Source organism: Lysinibacillus sp. S1, from assembly GCF_044986265.1.
GTDB lineage: Bacteria > Bacillota > Bacilli > Bacillales_A > Planococcaceae > Lysinibacillus > Lysinibacillus capsici.
The window spans coordinates 4468631-4486413 of record NZ_CP173154.1; the positions used below are offsets into that span (position 1 = coordinate 4468631).

The 17783-nt window shown below is 33.8% G+C and carries 22 protein-coding genes and 1 riboswitch; of the genes, 21 read left to right on the forward strand and 1 reads right to left on the reverse strand.

What is annotated here, in order from left to right; all coding sequences use genetic code 11:
* Positions 1-183 precede the first annotated feature (183 nt).
* From ACHZEU_RS22515 to ACHZEU_RS22545, 7 genes are all read left to right on the forward strand, one after another.
* The gene (locus tag ACHZEU_RS22515; protein WP_279495535.1) at positions 184-2064 is read left to right on the forward strand and encodes a phage tail protein; all 1881 of its coding nucleotides are present in this window, start codon (positions 184-186) and stop codon (positions 2062-2064) included.
* Positions 2065-2078: 14 nt separating this feature from the next.
* The gene (locus tag ACHZEU_RS22520) at positions 2079-2468 is read left to right on the forward strand and encodes a hypothetical protein (protein ID WP_279495534.1); all 390 of its coding nucleotides are present in this window, start codon (positions 2079-2081) and stop codon (positions 2466-2468) included.
* A 70-nt stretch (positions 2469-2538) separates the two neighbouring features.
* On the forward strand, positions 2539-2793 hold the full coding sequence (locus ACHZEU_RS22525; RefSeq protein WP_279495533.1) for a hypothetical protein: 255 nt from the start codon (positions 2539-2541) through the stop codon (positions 2791-2793).
* Between the two features lie 66 nt (positions 2794-2859).
* The gene (locus ACHZEU_RS22530; protein ID WP_279495532.1) at positions 2860-3072 is read left to right on the forward strand and encodes a hypothetical protein; all 213 of its coding nucleotides are present in this window, start codon (positions 2860-2862) and stop codon (positions 3070-3072) included.
* A gap of 78 nt (positions 3073-3150) precedes the next feature.
* Complete coding sequence (locus ACHZEU_RS22535; RefSeq protein WP_279495530.1) at positions 3151-3444, forward strand: hypothetical protein; 294 nt, start codon at positions 3151-3153, stop codon at positions 3442-3444.
* Positions 3434-3694, forward strand: a complete 261-nt coding sequence (locus ACHZEU_RS22540) for a phage holin (protein WP_279495529.1) — start codon at positions 3434-3436, stop codon at positions 3692-3694. The genes ACHZEU_RS22535 and ACHZEU_RS22540 overlap by 11 nt, the downstream gene beginning before the upstream one ends.
* Positions 3694-4410 (forward strand): N-acetylmuramoyl-L-alanine amidase family protein, encoded by a 717-nt coding sequence (locus ACHZEU_RS22545; RefSeq protein ID WP_404803786.1) that lies wholly within the window; start codon positions 3694-3696, stop codon positions 4408-4410. The genes ACHZEU_RS22540 and ACHZEU_RS22545 overlap by 1 nt, the downstream gene beginning before the upstream one ends.
* 59 nt (positions 4411-4469) lie before the next feature.
* Here ACHZEU_RS22545 and ACHZEU_RS22550 read toward each other — a convergent pair whose 3' ends face one another.
* On the reverse strand, positions 4470-4844 hold the full coding sequence (locus ACHZEU_RS22550) for a hypothetical protein (RefSeq protein WP_279495528.1): 375 nt from the start codon (positions 4842-4844) through the stop codon (positions 4470-4472).
* A gap of 172 nt (positions 4845-5016) precedes the next feature.
* Between ACHZEU_RS22550 and ACHZEU_RS22555 the strand changes: the two genes are divergently transcribed.
* From ACHZEU_RS22555 to gcvT, 14 genes are all read left to right on the forward strand, one after another.
* Entirely contained in the window at positions 5017-5235 is a 219-nt protein-coding gene (locus ACHZEU_RS22555; protein ID WP_279495527.1) for a hypothetical protein, read from the forward strand.
* 166 nt (positions 5236-5401) lie between these two features.
* On the forward strand, positions 5402-6838 hold the full coding sequence (locus ACHZEU_RS22560) for an S-layer homology domain-containing protein (RefSeq protein ID WP_279495526.1): 1437 nt from the start codon (positions 5402-5404) through the stop codon (positions 6836-6838).
* A gap of 195 nt (positions 6839-7033) precedes the next feature.
* A complete protein-coding gene (locus ACHZEU_RS22565) occupies positions 7034-8650 on the forward strand; it encodes an excalibur calcium-binding domain-containing protein (RefSeq protein ID WP_279495525.1) in 1617 nt (538 codons plus the stop codon).
* A gap of 87 nt (positions 8651-8737) precedes the next feature.
* Positions 8738-9709 carry an HNH endonuclease gene (locus tag ACHZEU_RS22570; protein WP_279495524.1) on the forward strand — a complete coding sequence of 324 codons (972 nt, stop codon included), beginning with the start codon at positions 8738-8740 and terminating at the stop codon, positions 9707-9709.
* A 133-nt stretch (positions 9710-9842) separates the two neighbouring features.
* Positions 9843-10898, forward strand: a complete 1056-nt coding sequence (locus ACHZEU_RS22575; protein WP_404804610.1) for a GTP-binding protein — start codon at positions 9843-9845, stop codon at positions 10896-10898.
* A gap of 86 nt (positions 10899-10984) precedes the next feature.
* Entirely contained in the window at positions 10985-12613 is a 1629-nt protein-coding gene (locus ACHZEU_RS22580) for an AAA family ATPase (RefSeq protein ID WP_279495522.1), read from the forward strand.
* 1 nt (position 12614) lies between these two features.
* Entirely contained in the window at positions 12615-13868 is a 1254-nt protein-coding gene (locus ACHZEU_RS22585) for a hypothetical protein (RefSeq protein ID WP_279495520.1), read from the forward strand.
* Positions 13869-13985: 117 nt separating this feature from the next.
* Positions 13986-14306 carry a competence protein ComG gene (locus ACHZEU_RS22590; protein WP_279496367.1) on the forward strand — a complete coding sequence of 107 codons (321 nt, stop codon included), beginning with the start codon at positions 13986-13988 and terminating at the stop codon, positions 14304-14306.
* Positions 14306-14743 carry a competence type IV pilus minor pilin ComGD gene (comGD, locus tag ACHZEU_RS22595; protein ID WP_048392261.1) on the forward strand — a complete coding sequence of 146 codons (438 nt, stop codon included), beginning with the start codon at positions 14306-14308 and terminating at the stop codon, positions 14741-14743. The genes ACHZEU_RS22590 and comGD overlap by 1 nt, the downstream gene beginning before the upstream one ends.
* On the forward strand, positions 14736-15053 hold the full coding sequence (locus ACHZEU_RS22600) for a hypothetical protein (protein WP_048392262.1): 318 nt from the start codon (positions 14736-14738) through the stop codon (positions 15051-15053). The genes comGD and ACHZEU_RS22600 overlap by 8 nt, the downstream gene beginning before the upstream one ends.
* A complete protein-coding gene (comGF, locus tag ACHZEU_RS22605) occupies positions 15046-15471 on the forward strand; it encodes a competence type IV pilus minor pilin ComGF (RefSeq protein ID WP_404803787.1) in 426 nt (141 codons plus the stop codon). The genes ACHZEU_RS22600 and comGF overlap by 8 nt, the downstream gene beginning before the upstream one ends.
* A 16-nt stretch (positions 15472-15487) precedes the next feature.
* Entirely contained in the window at positions 15488-15649 is a 162-nt protein-coding gene (locus ACHZEU_RS22610) for a hypothetical protein (RefSeq protein WP_225340350.1), read from the forward strand.
* Positions 15650-15669: 20 nt separating this feature from the next.
* Entirely contained in the window at positions 15670-16185 is a 516-nt protein-coding gene (locus tag ACHZEU_RS22615; RefSeq protein ID WP_004231053.1) for a shikimate kinase, read from the forward strand.
* A 144-nt stretch (positions 16186-16329) separates the two neighbouring features.
* Positions 16330-16422: riboswitch (glycine riboswitch) on the forward strand.
* Between the two features lie 248 nt (positions 16423-16670).
* A complete protein-coding gene (gene gcvT / locus ACHZEU_RS22620) occupies positions 16671-17774 on the forward strand; it encodes a glycine cleavage system aminomethyltransferase GcvT (RefSeq protein WP_048392264.1) in 1104 nt (367 codons plus the stop codon).
* Positions 17775-17783 lie beyond the last annotated feature (9 nt).

Consider the following 17783-nt stretch of genomic DNA (forward strand, 5'->3'; position numbering starts at 1 on the left):
GTCTTTAAAAATTAAATATCAAATAATTATCAAAGCGTCCTCTTTTGAGGATGCTTTTTTCTTTTGCTTGAAAGGAAGTGAGATTATGAAAATCACAATGCAGCTGGGTAAAACAAAAATTGAACATTATGTTCATTGTACTAAAATTACAGCGCCAAAAATTACGTTAGTTGGTGTTCAATCATGCCGTTAGTAAAACATAAAGGTATCGAATACCCAATCAACCATATACAATCAGGTCGTATCGATTTAGAAATCAGTCATGCTCATGAACTGAATATGGTTGTTGTTAATAGGGCTAACAATCCAGCCTATCCATATCTGCAAGAAGAAGCGATTGTAGTTGTGAATGACCATGAGTACCGTATTAAAAAGTTAAGTAATAAAACAAATTATAAAAACATAAGTGCTTTGCATATTGTTATGGATCTTGCTGGAACACCATTCAATCAGAGATTGACAGGCGTTTATACTCCGAACGAAGTGTTTTCCACATTATTAGCTGGCACAGGATGGTCTTTTAACTTTGATGCTGCAGGTGTGCAATCAAGTATTGAGTTAAAGGATTTTGGGCGTAGTAACGTCTGGAAACTGTTTAGAGACTTCTGCAACAGATTACAGGTTGAATTCGGTTTATTACCTAGTCGAGTTTTTGAGATTAGAAAATCATTGAGTGATGATTATGGCCAGCAGTATCGATATGCTCATAACCTTAGAAATCTATCCAAGGATTCCATTTCAACTAACCTAGCTACTCATGTCATCGTCAACTATGGAGAGGACCTGCAGCAAACAGCAACCTTTGAATCGCCAACGTCTAGTAAATACGACCGTGCCGTTTATGGTGACATCATCAATGATGAGCGTATTAAAACATATGAAGAAGCCTATGAGCGCGCGAAAGCTAAGTTTCAAGATATCGATATTTCTTATGAACTGGACATTGCTCAATTAGGTGAGACGCATGAGCTAGGAGAGACCATTCACACAATCTATGAGCCTATGGATGGCTTATCAATCGTCACACGGATTTTAAAAGTTCGTGAAGAATGGAACGGTGAGGAATTTGTTGCTACAAGCGTAAACGTAGGAAACTATGTATTTAAAACAGCAGAAGAAATTTTGCAGGATCAGATTAAAGATACTGAAGATAACGTCAACGAGAGTATTGACCAGACAAAAGAGATTATCCAACGCGAGTATCGTTGGGAGTTAAACGAAACAGTCACTGAATTAGAAAAAAATATTACAACTGAATACACAGCTATGGTAAGTCTTACAGCACGTGAATTACGAACCGAAATGACGCAACATGTAACGAATATTAATACGGACATGGGAAGTATGGAAACGCGTCTCAGCTCGTCAATTTCTCAAACAGCAGCTCAAATTAGGGCAGAAGTAAGGTCAGAAGTGACGACAATAAACGGTGGCATTAATTCAGTTAAAGAAGATGTTTCTCGGTTAGAGATTACAGCAAGTGGCATCCAATCCACCGTTACCTCTCATAGCACTCAAATTGGTGGACTGAATACACAAATGAGTAGTGCACAGTCAAGCATTACACAGATGAGTAACCAAATCACTCAAAAGGTATCTTACACGGAGTACAACGGTAATACGATCGTTTCAAAAATCAATCAAGATGCTTGGTCGTATACTGTTGACGCCCAACGTATTAACTTTAATGGTGCTGTGATTGCTAATGGAAGCATAACCGGTACATCTAGTCTTAATATTGCTACAGATGCAACAGTAGGTAACAATCTGTATCTAGGCCAGGGTGGCGGTTATAAGTCTTTGGTATTTAATAACTCAAATCGAATCAACAGTTCCGGTTACGGTATGGAATTAAATGCTCAAGAAATTAATTTGAATTCTACGGATATAACAATTGGAACAAGTGGAGGAACTACAGACTTTAACGGAACCGTTGATTTCTCTTATGCAGCTGTTCGAGGGGTTGCAAGGGCAAATTCATCTGGCATCGGAATCTCTTATTCTAATGGTACTCTTTATGTACAGGTGAATGGCTCAACAGTAGGTTCAGTAAAACTATCATAAAAGGAGATAATAAAATGGAAAAATACGTAATGATATTGAATGATGGCAGACAGGTAGTAACGACAGGAGTTGATTTGAAAAGTGTAGCAGGTGTATATAATCAGCGACAATCAATTGCAGCTGTAATAGGTAAGAAAAGTATGTCTAAAGGTTTGATAGCTGCTGTTGCTAAACTAAAGGCACTAGACAAAACGAGTGAATCCAATGTGATGGTTCAAGTTGGGCAAACTATTTTATACACTTCGGCAGAACCTGAAAAATTCTTAGATACGTTAACTAACGAAGTTAATAATAAAGAATTTGCAATGGCTAATGATGAAATTTTAATCAGTCGTTCTTTTTACAGCCATGCAGAGGTGATTGAAAATACAAATACTGAAAATGAAGCAGAGACGCAAGCATAGGCTTAGCGTTATTTTTATTGCTTCAAGCAGTTTATTTCCTTACACTGGAAATAATAAGCGAGGTGTGTATATGATCAATTTAACGACAGAAACATTTTATAATTGTGTTGAACTATTAAAACAGATCGGAAGAGAAAATAATCTATCAAAACTAGTAGTTACTTCTAAAGAAGTTCATAAATTAGTAGGTGGTTATCCTGGGCCCAATCATCGGATGCCTATGTGCTGTGATGCGATGTATAAAGCTATGGGAGAAAACGATGAGATTTTAGAGAAACCTCCGAAAGATAAAGGAGCAACATTGAAGATAAAATATCATTTGTAGTTGCTCAAAAACTTGTTAGAGGTCATCCTTTCTTTTTGTCGAAAGATAAATAAAGGAGTGATGTAGATGAAAGATGAAAAAGTGCATTTTAAATGTGGTTACACATACTTAAGAAAAGGTGTAGAAAAATCAGCTACGTACATTTCACCAAAGGTCAGTCAGAATTTTACTAACCCAAATGTTATTGCGAGGAAATTAGCAAATGAAATATTGATAGAAACTGGACGAACAGTAAAATCCTTCACATTCGTGGGAAAAGAACCAGTTCGTAGTGAGTAGGCATCCTCTGTTAAGGGTGCTTTTTATATTCCCAAACGCTTGGGATTTTGCATTTATATTTGAGGAAGCAGGTGTTTTATGGAGTTAACAGCTATTGTAGGTGTGTTAAGTGCTTTATTTGGAATGCTATTTACTTATCTTGCATTCCTGAAAAACAGAGATAAGGACGTGCAACAAAGTGCCGCAGAATCAGCCGTAATTAGTACAAAATTAGACGCAATTAGTAATGGTGTAGAAAACATTAGGGTGGACATGAGAGTAGAGCAAAAAGCACGTATGGATTTATCAGAACGTGTCACACGTGTAGAAGAATCAAGTAAGCAGGCCCATAAACGAATTGATGAACTGGGGGAAAAATTATATGAAAATTAATTGGAAAGTACGTTTAAAACACAAACCGTTTTTAGTGTCATTATTCGCATTTTTGTTATTGCTCGTTCAACAAGTAACGGCAGCATTTGGATATAGTTTACCTGAAGCAGTTGGCGAACAAGCCACTGCTATTTTTAATACCATTTTAAGTATTTTGATTTTGCTAGGGATCGTCGTTGATCCTACAACAAGTGATGTCAGCGATAGTGTTCAGGCATTAAAATACCAAAAACCAAAGGATGATGAATAATGTCTTATACATTCAAGCAAATCTTTTTACCTTCAAGCAAGTATTCAATCAAGGCTCCATATATAATGGTGCCTCAATATATCACTGTACACAATACAGCCAATGATGCGCCAGCAGCTAACGAGATTTCGTACATGATTAGTAACAACAACCAAGTGTCTTACCATGTTGCTGTAGATGATAAAGAGGTGATTCAAGCTATTCCGTTTACGCGTAACGCTTGGCATTGTGGAGATGGGGGAGGTAATACTGATCCTAACGCACACAAGAAGGGTAACCGTATATCTATCGGGGTAGAAATTTGCTACAGCAAAAGTGGTGGTGTTCGATACGGAATAGCTGAGGAAAATGCTGTTCAGTACATTGCAAAATTATTGAAACAATATGGCTGGGGCATTGAGAGAGTGAAGAAACATCAGGACTGGAATGGTAAATATTGTCCACATAGAATTTTAAATGAGGACCGTTGGAATAGTTTCTTGAAACGGATTGAAGAAGCAATGAAGCCAATGGAAATACAAAAACCAACAGAAAAGGATGATGAAACAATGAGATTTACAAACCCAACAACTGAAAATACTGTACGTGATTACATTAAACAATCTGTAGATAAAGGCAAGATTGATAAGTCTTGGCTTGATAAATTCGATGCTGGTACGTTAACAACTGGAGATTTTGAAGGTTTGAAGATTATTATTGAGCAGCGAAGTAAATAATCACTCGGCCCAGACTCAAATTGAGTATCTGGGCTTTTTTGGTTTAACTTAAATATTAATTATTTTTTATTAGGCATAGATAAAAGTATACCTATAGAACTTTCCGTAGTTGTAAGCTTAATTTCTGCATCATCTTTTGTATAAACCCTTAATGTGTCCCCATCTTCAAATTTTTCACTGTCGACCTCTTTCCAGCCTTTTAACATAATTAAAAGCTTATAGTCAAAAGGAAGCCCATTCGTCACTTTTGGCCAATCCAAATATAGCGAGTTAGATATATTTGATTCAATATCTATAAGTTCATCTTCCCCAAATACTTCAGCATCTTTAGGTACTGGAAACCCGTTTACTATGACTCCTTCTTCATATCTTGAATCTAGCACAAAGTAAGATATTCCTACAAGCGCTACTAAGACAATTGCAATTACTGCCACTATTTTTTTAATTTTACACACACCCCTTCATTACCATTTTAGGTAATTCGACATAATTTGTATATAACAAAAAAACAGACAACATTATTAGTTATCTGCTTCATCTTAAAACGGCAGTAAGAAGGTTAATCAACATCTTATGCAGAAATATTTGTAAAAGGCGGTGAAGATCATGAATTACAAAACAATAGTGCCAGTACGGTTTTTATTCAAGCGCAGGCCAGATGATGTAGAGATTGTAGGTGTATCAAATTTGTTTTTGATTCGAGAGGAACACGAAGCTCTAACAGATGAAATGGTCTTAAAACTTTTACGAGATCAAGGCTGCAATGTAATCAGGTTGATCCGTGAGGGTGAAAATGTAATAGGAGTTGATTTTAAGCAGTATTAAAGCCTTCTAACTATAGAGGGCTATTTTTTTTGCATAAAAACCGTAGTTAAGTGAGTAATTAGGATTAAATAGGCTATGATTTTTTAGTTAGAATGTATTCCTTGTTCAGGTTTAATATGGTAACTTTGGTATGCACATAGATTTTTTATAAAAAGGAGAGTATGAAATGTTACATAGGAAATCAAGGAAAAATAATTTAATGATTAAAGCAATAGCAGCGAGTGTTATGACAGCTGCTATGGTTATTCCAGTTGCTACTGAAAATGCACAAGCTGTTCCAGTTACAAAAACAACGTTTAAAGATGTACCTAAATCCCATTGGGCCTATAAGTCCATTAAACAGGTCGCGGAAAAAGGATTAGTTACTGGATATGAAGACGGTACATACAAACCTTCTGCTCAAGTTACTCGCGCTGAGTTTGCAACGTTTTTAGCTAGAGTATTTGATCGTAACGAGCGAGCTACTGTAAGTTTTAGTGATGTTTCAGATACACATTGGGCTCATGAAGCAATCCAAGAGGGATTAGCTTTAGGGTTTATCAAAGCAGAGGATTTCTCTAAAAATAAATTTGAACCAAATAAACCAATGACTCGTGGGGAAATGTCCCGTTGGTTAGCGAATGGTTTAGCACATGCTAATGCTAATTATGGCAAAGCAATCGAGGAAATGGCGAATTCAAACCTTACTTTAATACCGATTCCCGAATTTTATAAGGGTGGAGTAGACAAAAAAGACTTACCTTATATTGGGGTAGCATTAGGTACGGGATTGCTTTCAGGCTATGAGGACTTCACCTTTAAGCCGAATGGTAATACAACTCGTGCCGAGGTAGCAACAATCCTTATTCGTTACATGGATACATTGAAGAGAGTGCCATCTGATTTCATAGGTTTACAGGAACTTCGTGAGGTTGCTAATACAGGGACGAATATATTGACACTCACAAATTTTGAAAAAAGGAGGTATAGCGATACTGCTTCTTGGTACAGAAGTACAGAAAAATCTGCGAAAAAGCTAAATATGAGTGTAGAAGAATATATAAATATGGTCTATGGGGTGGCATTTAAGCTACCAGTTGAGGGAGAAGCTGTAGGTGGTTTCGAGGATGTACTAGGGAAACCATATACTTTGCTAAACAAACGTGCTGTTAACACTATAGAACGTGTCATTTTCGTGGACACAAGAGGTTCACAAGCAAAAGGTATCTACAAGGATATGTTTTTTTATACAGATCAAAACCCGAACTCATTTAATATATTAAATAGAAATTTATATCATGTATATTCCGAATACACAACAACACCAAGTCAAAATACCACTTTATCTAGTATGTATAATGGCTCTGTAATGGGACAAGTAAGTTCGCAAGTTGTTAATAAAGTAAAAGTAGAACAATTTGGTATCACATCACCTCGAACAACAGACGGATGGTACTATGAGGAAGTGGAAAAGGGAGTATTCAAAAAAATAACAAACGATTTCTTCACAAAAGGTAAAACTGTCCGCTATTGGGCGGAACAATTTGAAAGTGAAACAACTAACGATCCAATATCAGGACGTACAGATGATGGAATTCGCTACTATTATGAAATTATAAAATAAAAAGTGTATTCAAATACTTAGAATTTACAATTTTAACTAAGATAACAAGTGAAAGAAGCATAAAGAAAAAAACAATTAAGACCACTCCATGATGGGTGGTCTTAATTGTTATTTTTAAAAAAATTCCCAATATAATTATGCCAATAAAAAACCAATTATGTATAATAAATATAGTAAATTTGAAGGAGGGAAATTATGAAAAAGTTATTATTATCATTTTTAACTTTTATTCTAGTAATTGCTTTGGTGTTACCAATCAATACTGAAGCTGCTCAAAAAAGCACAGATAATAGTTCACCAATCACAACAGAAAATATCATTAAACAATTTAAAACTGATGGATTAGAAGTAGGTGCTGTTTCAGATTTGCCTAATAAAGAATTTGGGAATGGGCGTAAGGAAGGAAATCGAATTTTAATTCCTTCATTAGGTGAAGATGCTGGTGGAAGGTTGTTTATTTTTAATGATGCTAAGAGCTTAGCTCAAGCTAAAGGTTATTATGACGGATTAAGTAGTATGGGACCCTTATTCTACTCACATACACATCAAAATGGCTTAATTTTATTACAAATGAACGGTAATATGAGCGATGCTGACTTTAAAAAGTACGCTGACTCAATCGATGCCGTAGTGTCAGGGAAAAATGCTAATACAACATCTCCAGCAGCACCAACTAAAAAAGGTGAAATGAAGGTTCATTTTATTGATGTAGGGCAGGGCGATTCTATACTTATTCAATCTCACGATGGAAAGAATATTTTAGTAGATGGAGGACCAAAATCAGCAGGAAAGACTGTTGTCAATTACCTAAAATCAAAAGGTGTTAAAAAGCTAGACTATGTAGTAGCAACACATCCAGATGCTGATCATGTTGGGGGACTAATTGCAGTATTAAACTCAATTTCTGTTGGTAAGTTTGTGAATAGTGGTAAATCTCATACTACAGAAACATACACTCAACTTTTAAAACTTGTAGAACAAAAAAATATTAAGTATATAGAACCTAAAATAGGTGAAATTTTAATAGGTGATTGGACTTCTGATTTTTACTTACAATCGTTATATTCTGATGCCAAAGCAGTAGATACAAATGATGCTTCAATTGTATTAAAAACAGGATATAAAAACGTTGAATTTTTGCTAATGGCAGATGCAAGTAAAGACTTGGAAGAATTACTTACCAATTCTTTTGATTCTTTAAATGTACAGATTTTGAAAGCTGGGCATCACGGTTCTAATACAAGTACATCATCAAAATTTTTAAATGCAGTTAAACCTGAAGTAACAATATTAAGCTATGGTAAGGATAATAGCTATGGTCATCCAAATAATGAGGTTTTAAATAATCTAAAGAGCGCGGGAAGTAAAGTGTATTCAACAGCTCAAGACGGTACAATCGTAATTAAAACTAATGGTAAGACTTATAATGTTGCTGCTAAGGAGTTTAACGTACCAGAGTCAAAACCTTCTCAGCAGAAGCCCGAAACAAAACCTACAGAACCAGTCAAAGAATCCTTTAAAAACTGTTCAGAATTGCGAGCTGTTTATCCGGGAGGCGTAATGAGTGGTCACCCAGCTTATGAATTACAACATGATGCAGATAATGATGGATGGGCATGTGAACCAGTGGAGGATAGTTACACAGAAAAACCAACTACAACTCCTATAACAACACCAAGTGAACCTTCAAGAGAGAGTTTTAAAAATTGTACAGAGCTAAGAAAAGTTTATCCTAATGGCGTAGACTCTTCGCATCCAGCTTATGAAAAGAAGCATGACCGCGACGGAGACGGTTTGGCTTGTGAAAAATAAGTTAAATAAAGAGTAGTAATAATAAAATGTTGTAGAAAAGTTGTTTATATTAGAGACAGCTTTTCTACATTAAATAGGAGGTTTCTAATGGAAAGAGTAATTTTACAACCAACTGGTAGTAAAGAATCTAGAATGCATTACAATGATACGATACATAATCCTGTTGAGTTAAAATCTATTGAAGAATTCTTGGATAAGAAAATCTATAAAGATTTATTTGAAATTTATCCTAATGGTTATGCACATATTTGGGGAGTAACTCCTGGTAAAAATAATGTCAATGTGAACAAGTGGGGGAAAATTAATAAGGGAGATATAGCATTCTTTTCAGCAAATAAAGTTTTATTTACAAGTGGTACTGTAGCTTTAACCATAAATAATAAATCACTGGCATTACACCTATGGGGGAAAAACAAAGAAAATGATACTTGGCAATATATATACTTTCTAGACAACATTAAAAATCATGATATATCCATTGAAGTGATAAATGAGCTTATTGGGTATAAGGATAATTATGTTGTCCAAGGATTCACCGTTTTAGATGAACATAAAAGTAGATTAATAATAGAATCATATGATTTGTATTCAGATAAACATTACTCTCCAACTAATAAAACCAATATTGAAGAAAAGCTGGAAAAATTATTAGTAACAGGAACTGATTCTGAGAGAAATATAAAGGCTCGAAAAGAGCAACGCTTATTAAGCGAGTACTTGTTTGAAGGTAAATATAAATGTAAGTGTCAAATATGTAATGAAGAATATCCTGTTGAATTTTTACATACTGCACATATAAAGAAAAGACAATTTTGTGATGATAATGAAAGACTAGATGTTAAAAATATAGTTATGCCAATTTGTAAGTTTGGTTGTGACGATCTTTTTGAAAAAGGTTACATTGTTGTTAATAACGGAGAGGTTATTATTAATCGCAGAGGTAATACTAATAGTTTTAATAAGAAATTAGGTAAATTAGAAGGGAACCATTGTGATTTTTGGAATGAAAATAGTAAGTTGTATTTTCAATGGCATCAAAAATACCATGGATTTAAGTGATAGGTAACAATTGTGATTTTTATTTGATAATTTAGTGGGATTGTTACATCTACTCATGCAGCATAATCATGATGGGGATGTTTGGGCTTATGAGAACAAGAACCATATTTTAATATAGAAATAAGGAGTGTTAATAGTGGAAATTAATAATGAAGAATTTGAAAAGACATTTGATGAAGCATTTGAGCAAAAGAGTGAAGAAATAAATAGTCAGTTAAATAGAGAGGTTTTAATTGCCATGGTAGGAGATGTAAACTGCGGTAAATCTTCTACAATTAACAAACTAATGAAAGAAGACATTGCAAGCGTAGGGTCAAAACCAGGAGAAACTGTTGAAATTAGAGAAATCCCATATAAAGATAACATTATTTTCGTTGATACTCCTGGTTTAGATGATGTTGTTAAAGTAAATTCTGAAATTACTTTAGGTTACTACAAAAACTCAGATGTTATTTTGTTTTTCTTAAATGCTGCTGGGACAGTTCTCTCTGAAAATGAACTGAAAAATTTAAAAGATATAGAGAAAGTTAACCGGGATATTATAATCGTATTAAATAAAATTGATGCTGCAGACGATATTCCTGAATTAGTTAAATATATTCAAGATCACACTAATTTTAAATATCCTGTAGTCCCTATTTCTTCACGAACTGGTGAGAATATATCAATGCTACAAAATAAGTTACTTGATATTTTAGAAAAAAAGTCCAAAGATATAATGTTTGCCATGAACTTAAAGGAAAAAAGCACGACTGCTAATCGCTGGATTCTTGCAGCAGGGGTATCATCGGCTACAGTTGGGGCATCACCTATTCCAGGATCAGATTTTATTCCATTAACAGGTATCCAAGTTGGATTAATGCTTAAATTATCTACACTATACGAAAAGCCTATTTCAAAAGAAAACGCTAAAGAACTACTGATAGTAACAGTTGTTGGTAATGTGGGTAAAACTATATTCAGACAAATTGTGAAATTTGTTCCTGGTGCTGGTTCTATAATAGGAGCTAGTGTAGCTGGTGCAACAACAGTAGCTCTAGGTTACGCCATAAAATATATGCATGAGAATAATATTGATTTACAAGCTGCGCAATTAAAATCGATTTATGAGATGTTATTAAAAAAAGAAAAAGAGAAACAAGAAAAATATGAGGGGGATGACGACGAAGATATTACTTTTGTTAAATGATAGACACTGCATAAGAAAATGAATATTTTATATATTCAATCAATATAATTACTATGATTAAATTTTAGATAATTGGAGTGAGGCTATTGGACAAAATTAGAATTAGGAATCTAAGAAGTCTAAAAGATACTAACGATATAGATATAAAACCTTTAACTATTTTAGTTGGAAAAAATAGTTCAGGAAAAAGTACATTTCTTAGATTTTTTCCACTTATGAAGCAGACATTATCAATAAAGAAAAATGAGCCAATTCTTTGGTACAGTAAAGAAAATGTAGACTTTGGTAGTTTTTACGAAAGTTTAAATAGAAATAGTGTGACAGAACATATAGGATTTGATTTTAATTTCACTGTTAGTGAACTAAATGATGGTACTATTGAAGCAAAACCTATGGAGATTTTTTTGAGTGTAGACCTAAAAGAAAAAAATTTAGGAAAAATTACTATTACTATGTTTGATACCATCATTAAATTCATAGAAGTAGGTGATGAGTATTTCGTTTATATAAATAATCAAAAATTTAATGATCCATTCATTATATTAAACTCAGAAGTGTTTGATAAATTCTTACCAAGTTTTATATTAAAAGTGAATGATAATCAAGAAAAAAGAAAAATTTCTTTAGTTGAGTATTTCAGAGAAATTTTATACGGTGAATTATCAAAAATAGTAAAAAATCAAAAATTAAAAATAAATAATTCAGAGCTAGATTTAGAATTAAAAAAAATTGTAAGTAAAATACATCTTGTTAATTTAGAACTAATTAATGAAGGTATTGAGAAAACTATTCGACAACTTAATAAAGCGATAAATAGAGAATTTACTAAAAATAGTTATTATTTTGGAGATTCTTTTCTAGAGGAATATGACTTAAAAAGTGATTCTTTAAATAAAGTAATTGTGAACGTTCTACAAGAAGCTAGTGAGGTAGAAATAGAGCGATTGAATAATTTACTTTATGGTGTCTATTTGGGAAATATTTTAAATATGTGTAATGAGTATTTAACTACTTATTTTTCAAAAGTTCATTATATTGCACCATTAAGAGCCAGTGCTCAAAGATACTATAGAATACAAGGGCTTGCTGTTGATGAAATAGATCCGCAAGGTGAAAATATTCCTATGGCTATTACTCACCTTAATTGGCAAGATAAAAATAATTTTAAAAAATGGATGAAGCAAAACTTTGGATTTGAAATAGATACTAATACTGTAGGTGGACATGTATCCTTAAATATTTCATTCGGTACCAATGAAAAATTAAATTTAGCAGATACCGGGTTTGGTTTTTCTCAAATATTACCAATTTTATTATTGGTTTGGAGAGTTGAGAATGAGAAAACTAATAAAAAAAGTTTACGCCGTTCAATAAACATTAATACACATACAATTGTTATTGAACAACCTGAACTACATTTGCATCCAGCACTTCAAGCTCGTTTAACCGATGCATTAGTTAAGTGTATTGATGTTACTAATAAACGTGGAATTAATTTAACCGTTGTTCTTGAAACTCATAGTGAAACAATTGTTAATCGTGTAGGGCAATTAATTTATCAAGAGAAAATTGGTAATGAAAAAGTTAATGTATTAATATTCGGGGATTTGGAAAATGGTACTAATCCTTCTGAATCATCAATAAACACTGTTTCTTACAATGAGGAAGGGGCAATTGAAAATTGGCCTCTAGGTTTCTTTTATCCGGAGGTATAGTATGTTAATTTATTTAGATCCATTATTAATAGATTATTTTAAATCAAATGAACTATGTGAAGCAGATTTAGAAGCATTAGATAATATAATTACCAGCCATAGAAACGGATTTCATTTTGTTTTTTCAAATAGAAAAACATTAGAATATCTAAGTGAATTGAGAGATTTAGGTACGTTTAATAAAAAACAACTAAAATTACTAAGTAATGATTACACTACATTTTCTATGCTTCCGATGAGCGTGTCAAATAAAATTGAAGTTATACCATCAAATCAGGAGTTCGCACGAATAGATACTTTGAAGGAGGATAATTTAATTCAAGGGTACCAATACACAACTTCGATCTTTAAAGTTCCTCTATGGCATTTTTTAAATCCTGAAATATTGGTTAAAACTAGATTAGTTTCAGAAAATATAGATGATTGTTATTTCTATGAATATATTGGTAATAAATTTTCTTCAAACAATCTACCTTGCAAAATAAACATCGAACCTGACACTGGAGGGGGAAATGATACCTATAAGACATTTAAAGATAAAATAGAGCAGAATAATATGGTTTTTGCGATTGTGGACAGCGATAAAAAAGAACCTTCTATGAATTTAGGTAATACTAGTCTACAGGTTTCTAATTTATATGATGGTTATAAACAAAATACTATTTCTTACTGTGAAATTTTACCGTTTCACGAAAAGGAAAACCTTTTTTCAGCAACCGTTTATGAAAAACTTGGAGTTAATATTTGTGAGTATGCGGTTGATCAATTTAAATTAATTGAAAATTACGATGAGAATTTCTGCTTTATCCCATATATTGATGTTAAAGAAGGAATAAGTTCTAGTAACTATTTTTCTCATTTTGAAAGTTTATTTGATATACCTAATCTAATACCACAGAATCAAGAGGAATGCAGGGGCTTTCATAATGAATATATAGGGACAAAACGGGATTTTATTCATTATTATAATGAGCAATTAACTTTAGAAAAAAGGGAAAGAACAAAGAAATATTTAATAAATCCAATAGGATCAAATCCTCTAGGAAATTTTGATTTTGACGGATTAGAAGAGAAGTTGATTACAAAACTAAACGAAGCCCATCCTAACACCCCTAGTAATGTTATTTCTGAAATAGAAGAAAAAATTGAGATGATAAGGAATCTACCTTTATATTTGTTGGATTCGCAGAAAAAGTATTTAACAATATTGGGAACCCAAATTAAAGAATGGGGACTAGCCAAACCTAAATTTTAACTACATATATTTTAAAAATATAAGAATTACTTATTATTTAAGTAGAGAGTATATTTTTTAGGGATCTATAAACATAGGAGTACAACCTAGATTAAGGTTGTACTCCTATGTTATTAAATTAATAAACATTCATTGAGATGTTTTAGAAGAAAAACTTATATAATTTCTATTCTTATTTTAATTACAATCCCAAATGTTACAAAGCATTTCGCCACAATAGATAAGAAAGGCTGTACGGCTTATATATCCATGGTACAAGGTCAAGTAGAGGCGTATCGTGTAGATTATATGGCTTATCCTACCTTAGAGGATTTAGTGGCAAAGGGCTATTTAAAGGAAAATGAAACAACCTGCCCAAATAAAGAAGAAATAGTGATTACTAATGAGGGAGAGGTACGTCCAGCCAATGTCAACTTGGAAACAGGTACGGATAGCTAATGAATGTTCATAAAAACGGTGGTTTTACAATTCTTGAAATGCTGGTTGTCTTATTTCTTGTTATGAGTTTAACAGCTATTGTTAGTAAATTCTCATTGAAAATAGCAGAAACCAAGGAATTAGAACGATTTTTTACGCAATTACAACTGGATATTCAATATATTCAAACCTATAGTATGAGCCAACGACAATATATAGCCCTGAAAATGGAAGGTTCAACAAATCGTTATACTATTCAAAAAGATATTTATACTCATTTATATGAACGCTCTTTTCCAAAGGGGGTTGAATTTTTGCCAGCTGAGAGTTCAATTCAAACACTTGTCTATAACTATAGCGGCAATGTGATGACAGCAGGCACCATGGCATTTAAAACACCACAGGGCAAGAAAAAAGTAATCATAACATTAGGGCGAGGGAGAGCTAGGATTGAATGAGTCAGGCTATTCTTTTGTAGAAACTATTTTAGGTGTGGGTATTTTGATGCTGCTTTGTACCTCGTTAATCCCCATTACCTATACGATGAAAACAAATCTTGCTAATAAAAAAATGGAGCTAATTGCAGCTGAAACAGCATACGAAGGTTTAAAACAGTACCATGCTATACGAGTAACAGAGGGCTCTCGGACCATTGAACAGGTTGCTTATCATTGGATAGTTGACGAACAACAAGTTTGTGTCCAATTTCAAAATTTACAGGAGTCACGCCAAAAATGTATCCAAGTGACAGGTGAAGTGCATGAATGAGAAAGGCTATACATTAATAGAAGCTATGTTTCAATTAGTCGTTTTTGTGCTTATTTCTCATTTTTTTGTCCTTATAATACTTTGGTTTGCTGAAATGAAATCAACTATGCTAATAGATGAACAAACAAAGTGGGAACTATTTGTTTCTGACTTGAACCTCTCTCTAAAAGATATTTCCACCTTTTCCATTCGTGAAGATCAAAAAAGAATAACTTTCCAAACAGCTAATACGCTCCATCATATTGATWGCTACTCGAATATTATTCGTGAGCAGGTAAAGGGTGGACATGTTCCTATGCTAATAGGAATCAATAAATGTCAATTTAGCTATTCCGAAAATAAGCTGACGGTAGCTGTTGAAATGGCTAGTGGTATTCAAAAGGAGCGAGCCTTTTATGTGCCAATTATTGAAAAATGACAGAGGGGCTATTTTTTTGATCGCAATTGCATTATTATTTTTTGTAACTACTTTTGTTCTTGCGTATTATATGTCTTATGAAATGCAGTATCGAACATATGATGGGCTAGAAAAATTGAATGTTCGAGCTACGATAAATTTATTGGGACAAATTTTGTCAGACAGTGTAGAATCGTAGTTATAAGAAGGTGAATCGAATTGCGAAAAATATATTTAGTTGGTTTTATGGGTAGTGGAAAAAGTGCATTAGGAAGACGTTTAAGCTATTTATTGAAGATGCCATATTATGATATGGATCATGAGATTGTGCGTCAGCAGGGGATGACAATTCCACAGATTTTTGAAAAATACGGTGAGGCCCACTTTCGAGAAATAGAAACAGAATTTTTGAAAAATTTTAGGGACGAGGCCTGTATTATTTCGACTGGTGGTGGCGTTGCCATCAATGCTGAAAATCGAAAAATTATGAGACGCAGTGGACTGGTGTTTTTTTTAGATGCGTCGTTTGAGGATATTTATAAACGAGTTCAGCATGATCCAAATAGACCCATTGTACAGAGCTCTACAAAGGAGGAGCTAGAAAGTCTGTATCACTACAGAAGGAAGTTTTACCGTGATGCAGGTCATATTCAGGTACTGACAGAAGGTAGGACGATTCGCCAAATTCTAGAGTATTTAGTATTTCAAGTGAAAAGATTGAAAAACGAACGATAAATAGCTTATTTTTATTTAATGTTCGTATTTTATTATCTTTTAAAAAATGATTGCCTTTCCAATGCATTTAATGTTAGGATATAGACAAATAAGTAACTAAATGTTCATTGAATACTAAATAGTACCAAGATTTATCTTGGGCGGATGATTGTGCGGGGAGAGAGCGTGTAGACGCCACCGAAGGAGCAAGTAGCAATGGGCTATGAATCTCTCAGGTAAAAGGACTCGTACAAGACGCAACTCTGGAGAGAGCTGTAGTATAACAATAACAGCCACCAAAGGGGAAAGCCKACTGATTGGCAACGGTAAAGCTTGCGAGCCAGTCTGGTGTAACTTTCAGGTGCAAGGACAGAGAATCCCGAAAAGGGGTTCGTCTGTCTTTTTTTATGTCTATAGCCCGTTTTACTTAATTGACTGTAGGAATACAAAAAGCAGACGAACTACTACCAGTAAAAATGTAACTAACAATAAGGGGGCAAAAAAGAATGTCGAATGAATTAAAACGTACACCTCTATTTGAAGAATACGCGAAATATGGTGCAAAAACAGTTGACTTCGGTGGATGGGAATTACCTGTTCAATTCTCTTCTATTAAAGAAGAACATGATGCAGTGCGTAATCGTGCAGGCTTATTTGATGTATCACATATGGGAGAGATTTTAGTAACAGGTCCCGATGCATTAGGTTTTTTACAAAATCTTTTATCAAATGATGTATCAAAAATTGCTGACGGTCAAGCGCAGTACACGGCAATGTGCTACGAAGATGGTGGCGTTGTTGATGATTTATTAACATATAAATTAGCTGACAATCACTATTTATTATGTGTCAATGCAGCTAACATTGAAAAAGACTATGATTGGATGATGGAAAATCAACATCAATATGATGTGACGATTGATAACCAATCGGATGCCTACGCACAAATTGCTCTTCAAGGACCACTAGCAGAAGAAGTTCTTCAATCCCTTACTTCGACTGATGTAAGTGCCATTAAATTTTTCCGCTTCCAAGAGAATGTGGAGGTTGCAGGACATAAAGTATTAGTTTCTCGCAGTGGCTACACAGGTGAAGATGGCTTTGAATTATATGGCGCTCCAGAAGACATCAAAGCGCTTTGGGGTAAAATTTTAGAGGCAGGTCAAGAAAAAGGTGTGGTTCCAGCTGGACTAGGATGTCGTGATACACTTCGTTTTGAAGCGGGGCTACCACTATATGGTCAAGAGCTATCAGCAACAATTTCTCCTCTAGAGGCTGGTATTGGTTTCGCTGTGAAATTAAATAAAGAAGGCTTCATTGGTCATGAAGCATTAGTAGCTCAAAAGGAAAATGGTCTACCACGCAAACTTGTAGGCATTGAAATGATTGATAAAGGCATTCCACGCCATGGCTACAAAGTGTTTAAGGATGGTCAAGAAATCGGTGAAGTGACAACTGGTACACAGCTTCCTTCATCAAAACGTAATGTTGGTCACGCATTAATTGACAGTCAATTCGCAACAATCGGAACTGAACTAGAAATTGAAATTCGCGGTAAACACTTAAAGGTAATAACAGTAGAAACACCGTTTTACAAGCGTTCAAAATAATAGTTGAAA

What these genes read in the sequence shown, in the direction of transcription:
- ACHZEU_RS22560 (WP_279495526.1), top strand. Translation starts at nt 5,402, where the DNA reads ATGTTACATAGGAAATCAAGGAAAAATAATTTAATGATTAAAGCAATA.
- ACHZEU_RS22540 (WP_279495529.1), top strand. Translation starts at nt 3,434, where the DNA reads ATGAAAATTAATTGGAAAGTACGTTTAAAACACAAACCGTTTTTAGTG.
- ACHZEU_RS22535 (WP_279495530.1), top strand. Translation starts at nt 3,151, where the DNA reads ATGGAGTTAACAGCTATTGTAGGTGTGTTAAGTGCTTTATTTGGAATG.
- ACHZEU_RS22545 (WP_404803786.1), top strand. Translation starts at nt 3,694, where the DNA reads ATGTCTTATACATTCAAGCAAATCTTTTTACCTTCAAGCAAGTATTCA.
- ACHZEU_RS22515 (WP_279495535.1), top strand. Translation starts at nt 184, where the DNA reads ATGCCGTTAGTAAAACATAAAGGTATCGAATACCCAATCAACCATATA.
- ACHZEU_RS22565 (WP_279495525.1), top strand. Translation starts at nt 7,034, where the DNA reads ATGAAAAAGTTATTATTATCATTTTTAACTTTTATTCTAGTAATTGCT.
- ACHZEU_RS22570 (WP_279495524.1), top strand. Translation starts at nt 8,738, where the DNA reads ATGGAAAGAGTAATTTTACAACCAACTGGTAGTAAAGAATCTAGAATG.
- ACHZEU_RS22520 (WP_279495534.1), top strand. Translation starts at nt 2,079, where the DNA reads ATGGAAAAATACGTAATGATATTGAATGATGGCAGACAGGTAGTAACG.
- ACHZEU_RS22585 (WP_279495520.1), top strand. Translation starts at nt 12,615, where the DNA reads ATGTTAATTTATTTAGATCCATTATTAATAGATTATTTTAAATCAAAT.
- ACHZEU_RS22555 (WP_279495527.1), top strand. Translation starts at nt 5,017, where the DNA reads ATGAATTACAAAACAATAGTGCCAGTACGGTTTTTATTCAAGCGCAGG.
- comGD (WP_048392261.1), top strand. Translation starts at nt 14,306, where the DNA reads ATGAATGTTCATAAAAACGGTGGTTTTACAATTCTTGAAATGCTGGTT.
- ACHZEU_RS22525 (WP_279495533.1), top strand. Translation starts at nt 2,539, where the DNA reads ATGATCAATTTAACGACAGAAACATTTTATAATTGTGTTGAACTATTA.
- ACHZEU_RS22530 (WP_279495532.1), top strand. Translation starts at nt 2,860, where the DNA reads ATGAAAGATGAAAAAGTGCATTTTAAATGTGGTTACACATACTTAAGA.
- gcvT (WP_048392264.1), top strand. Translation starts at nt 16,671, where the DNA reads ATGTCGAATGAATTAAAACGTACACCTCTATTTGAAGAATACGCGAAA.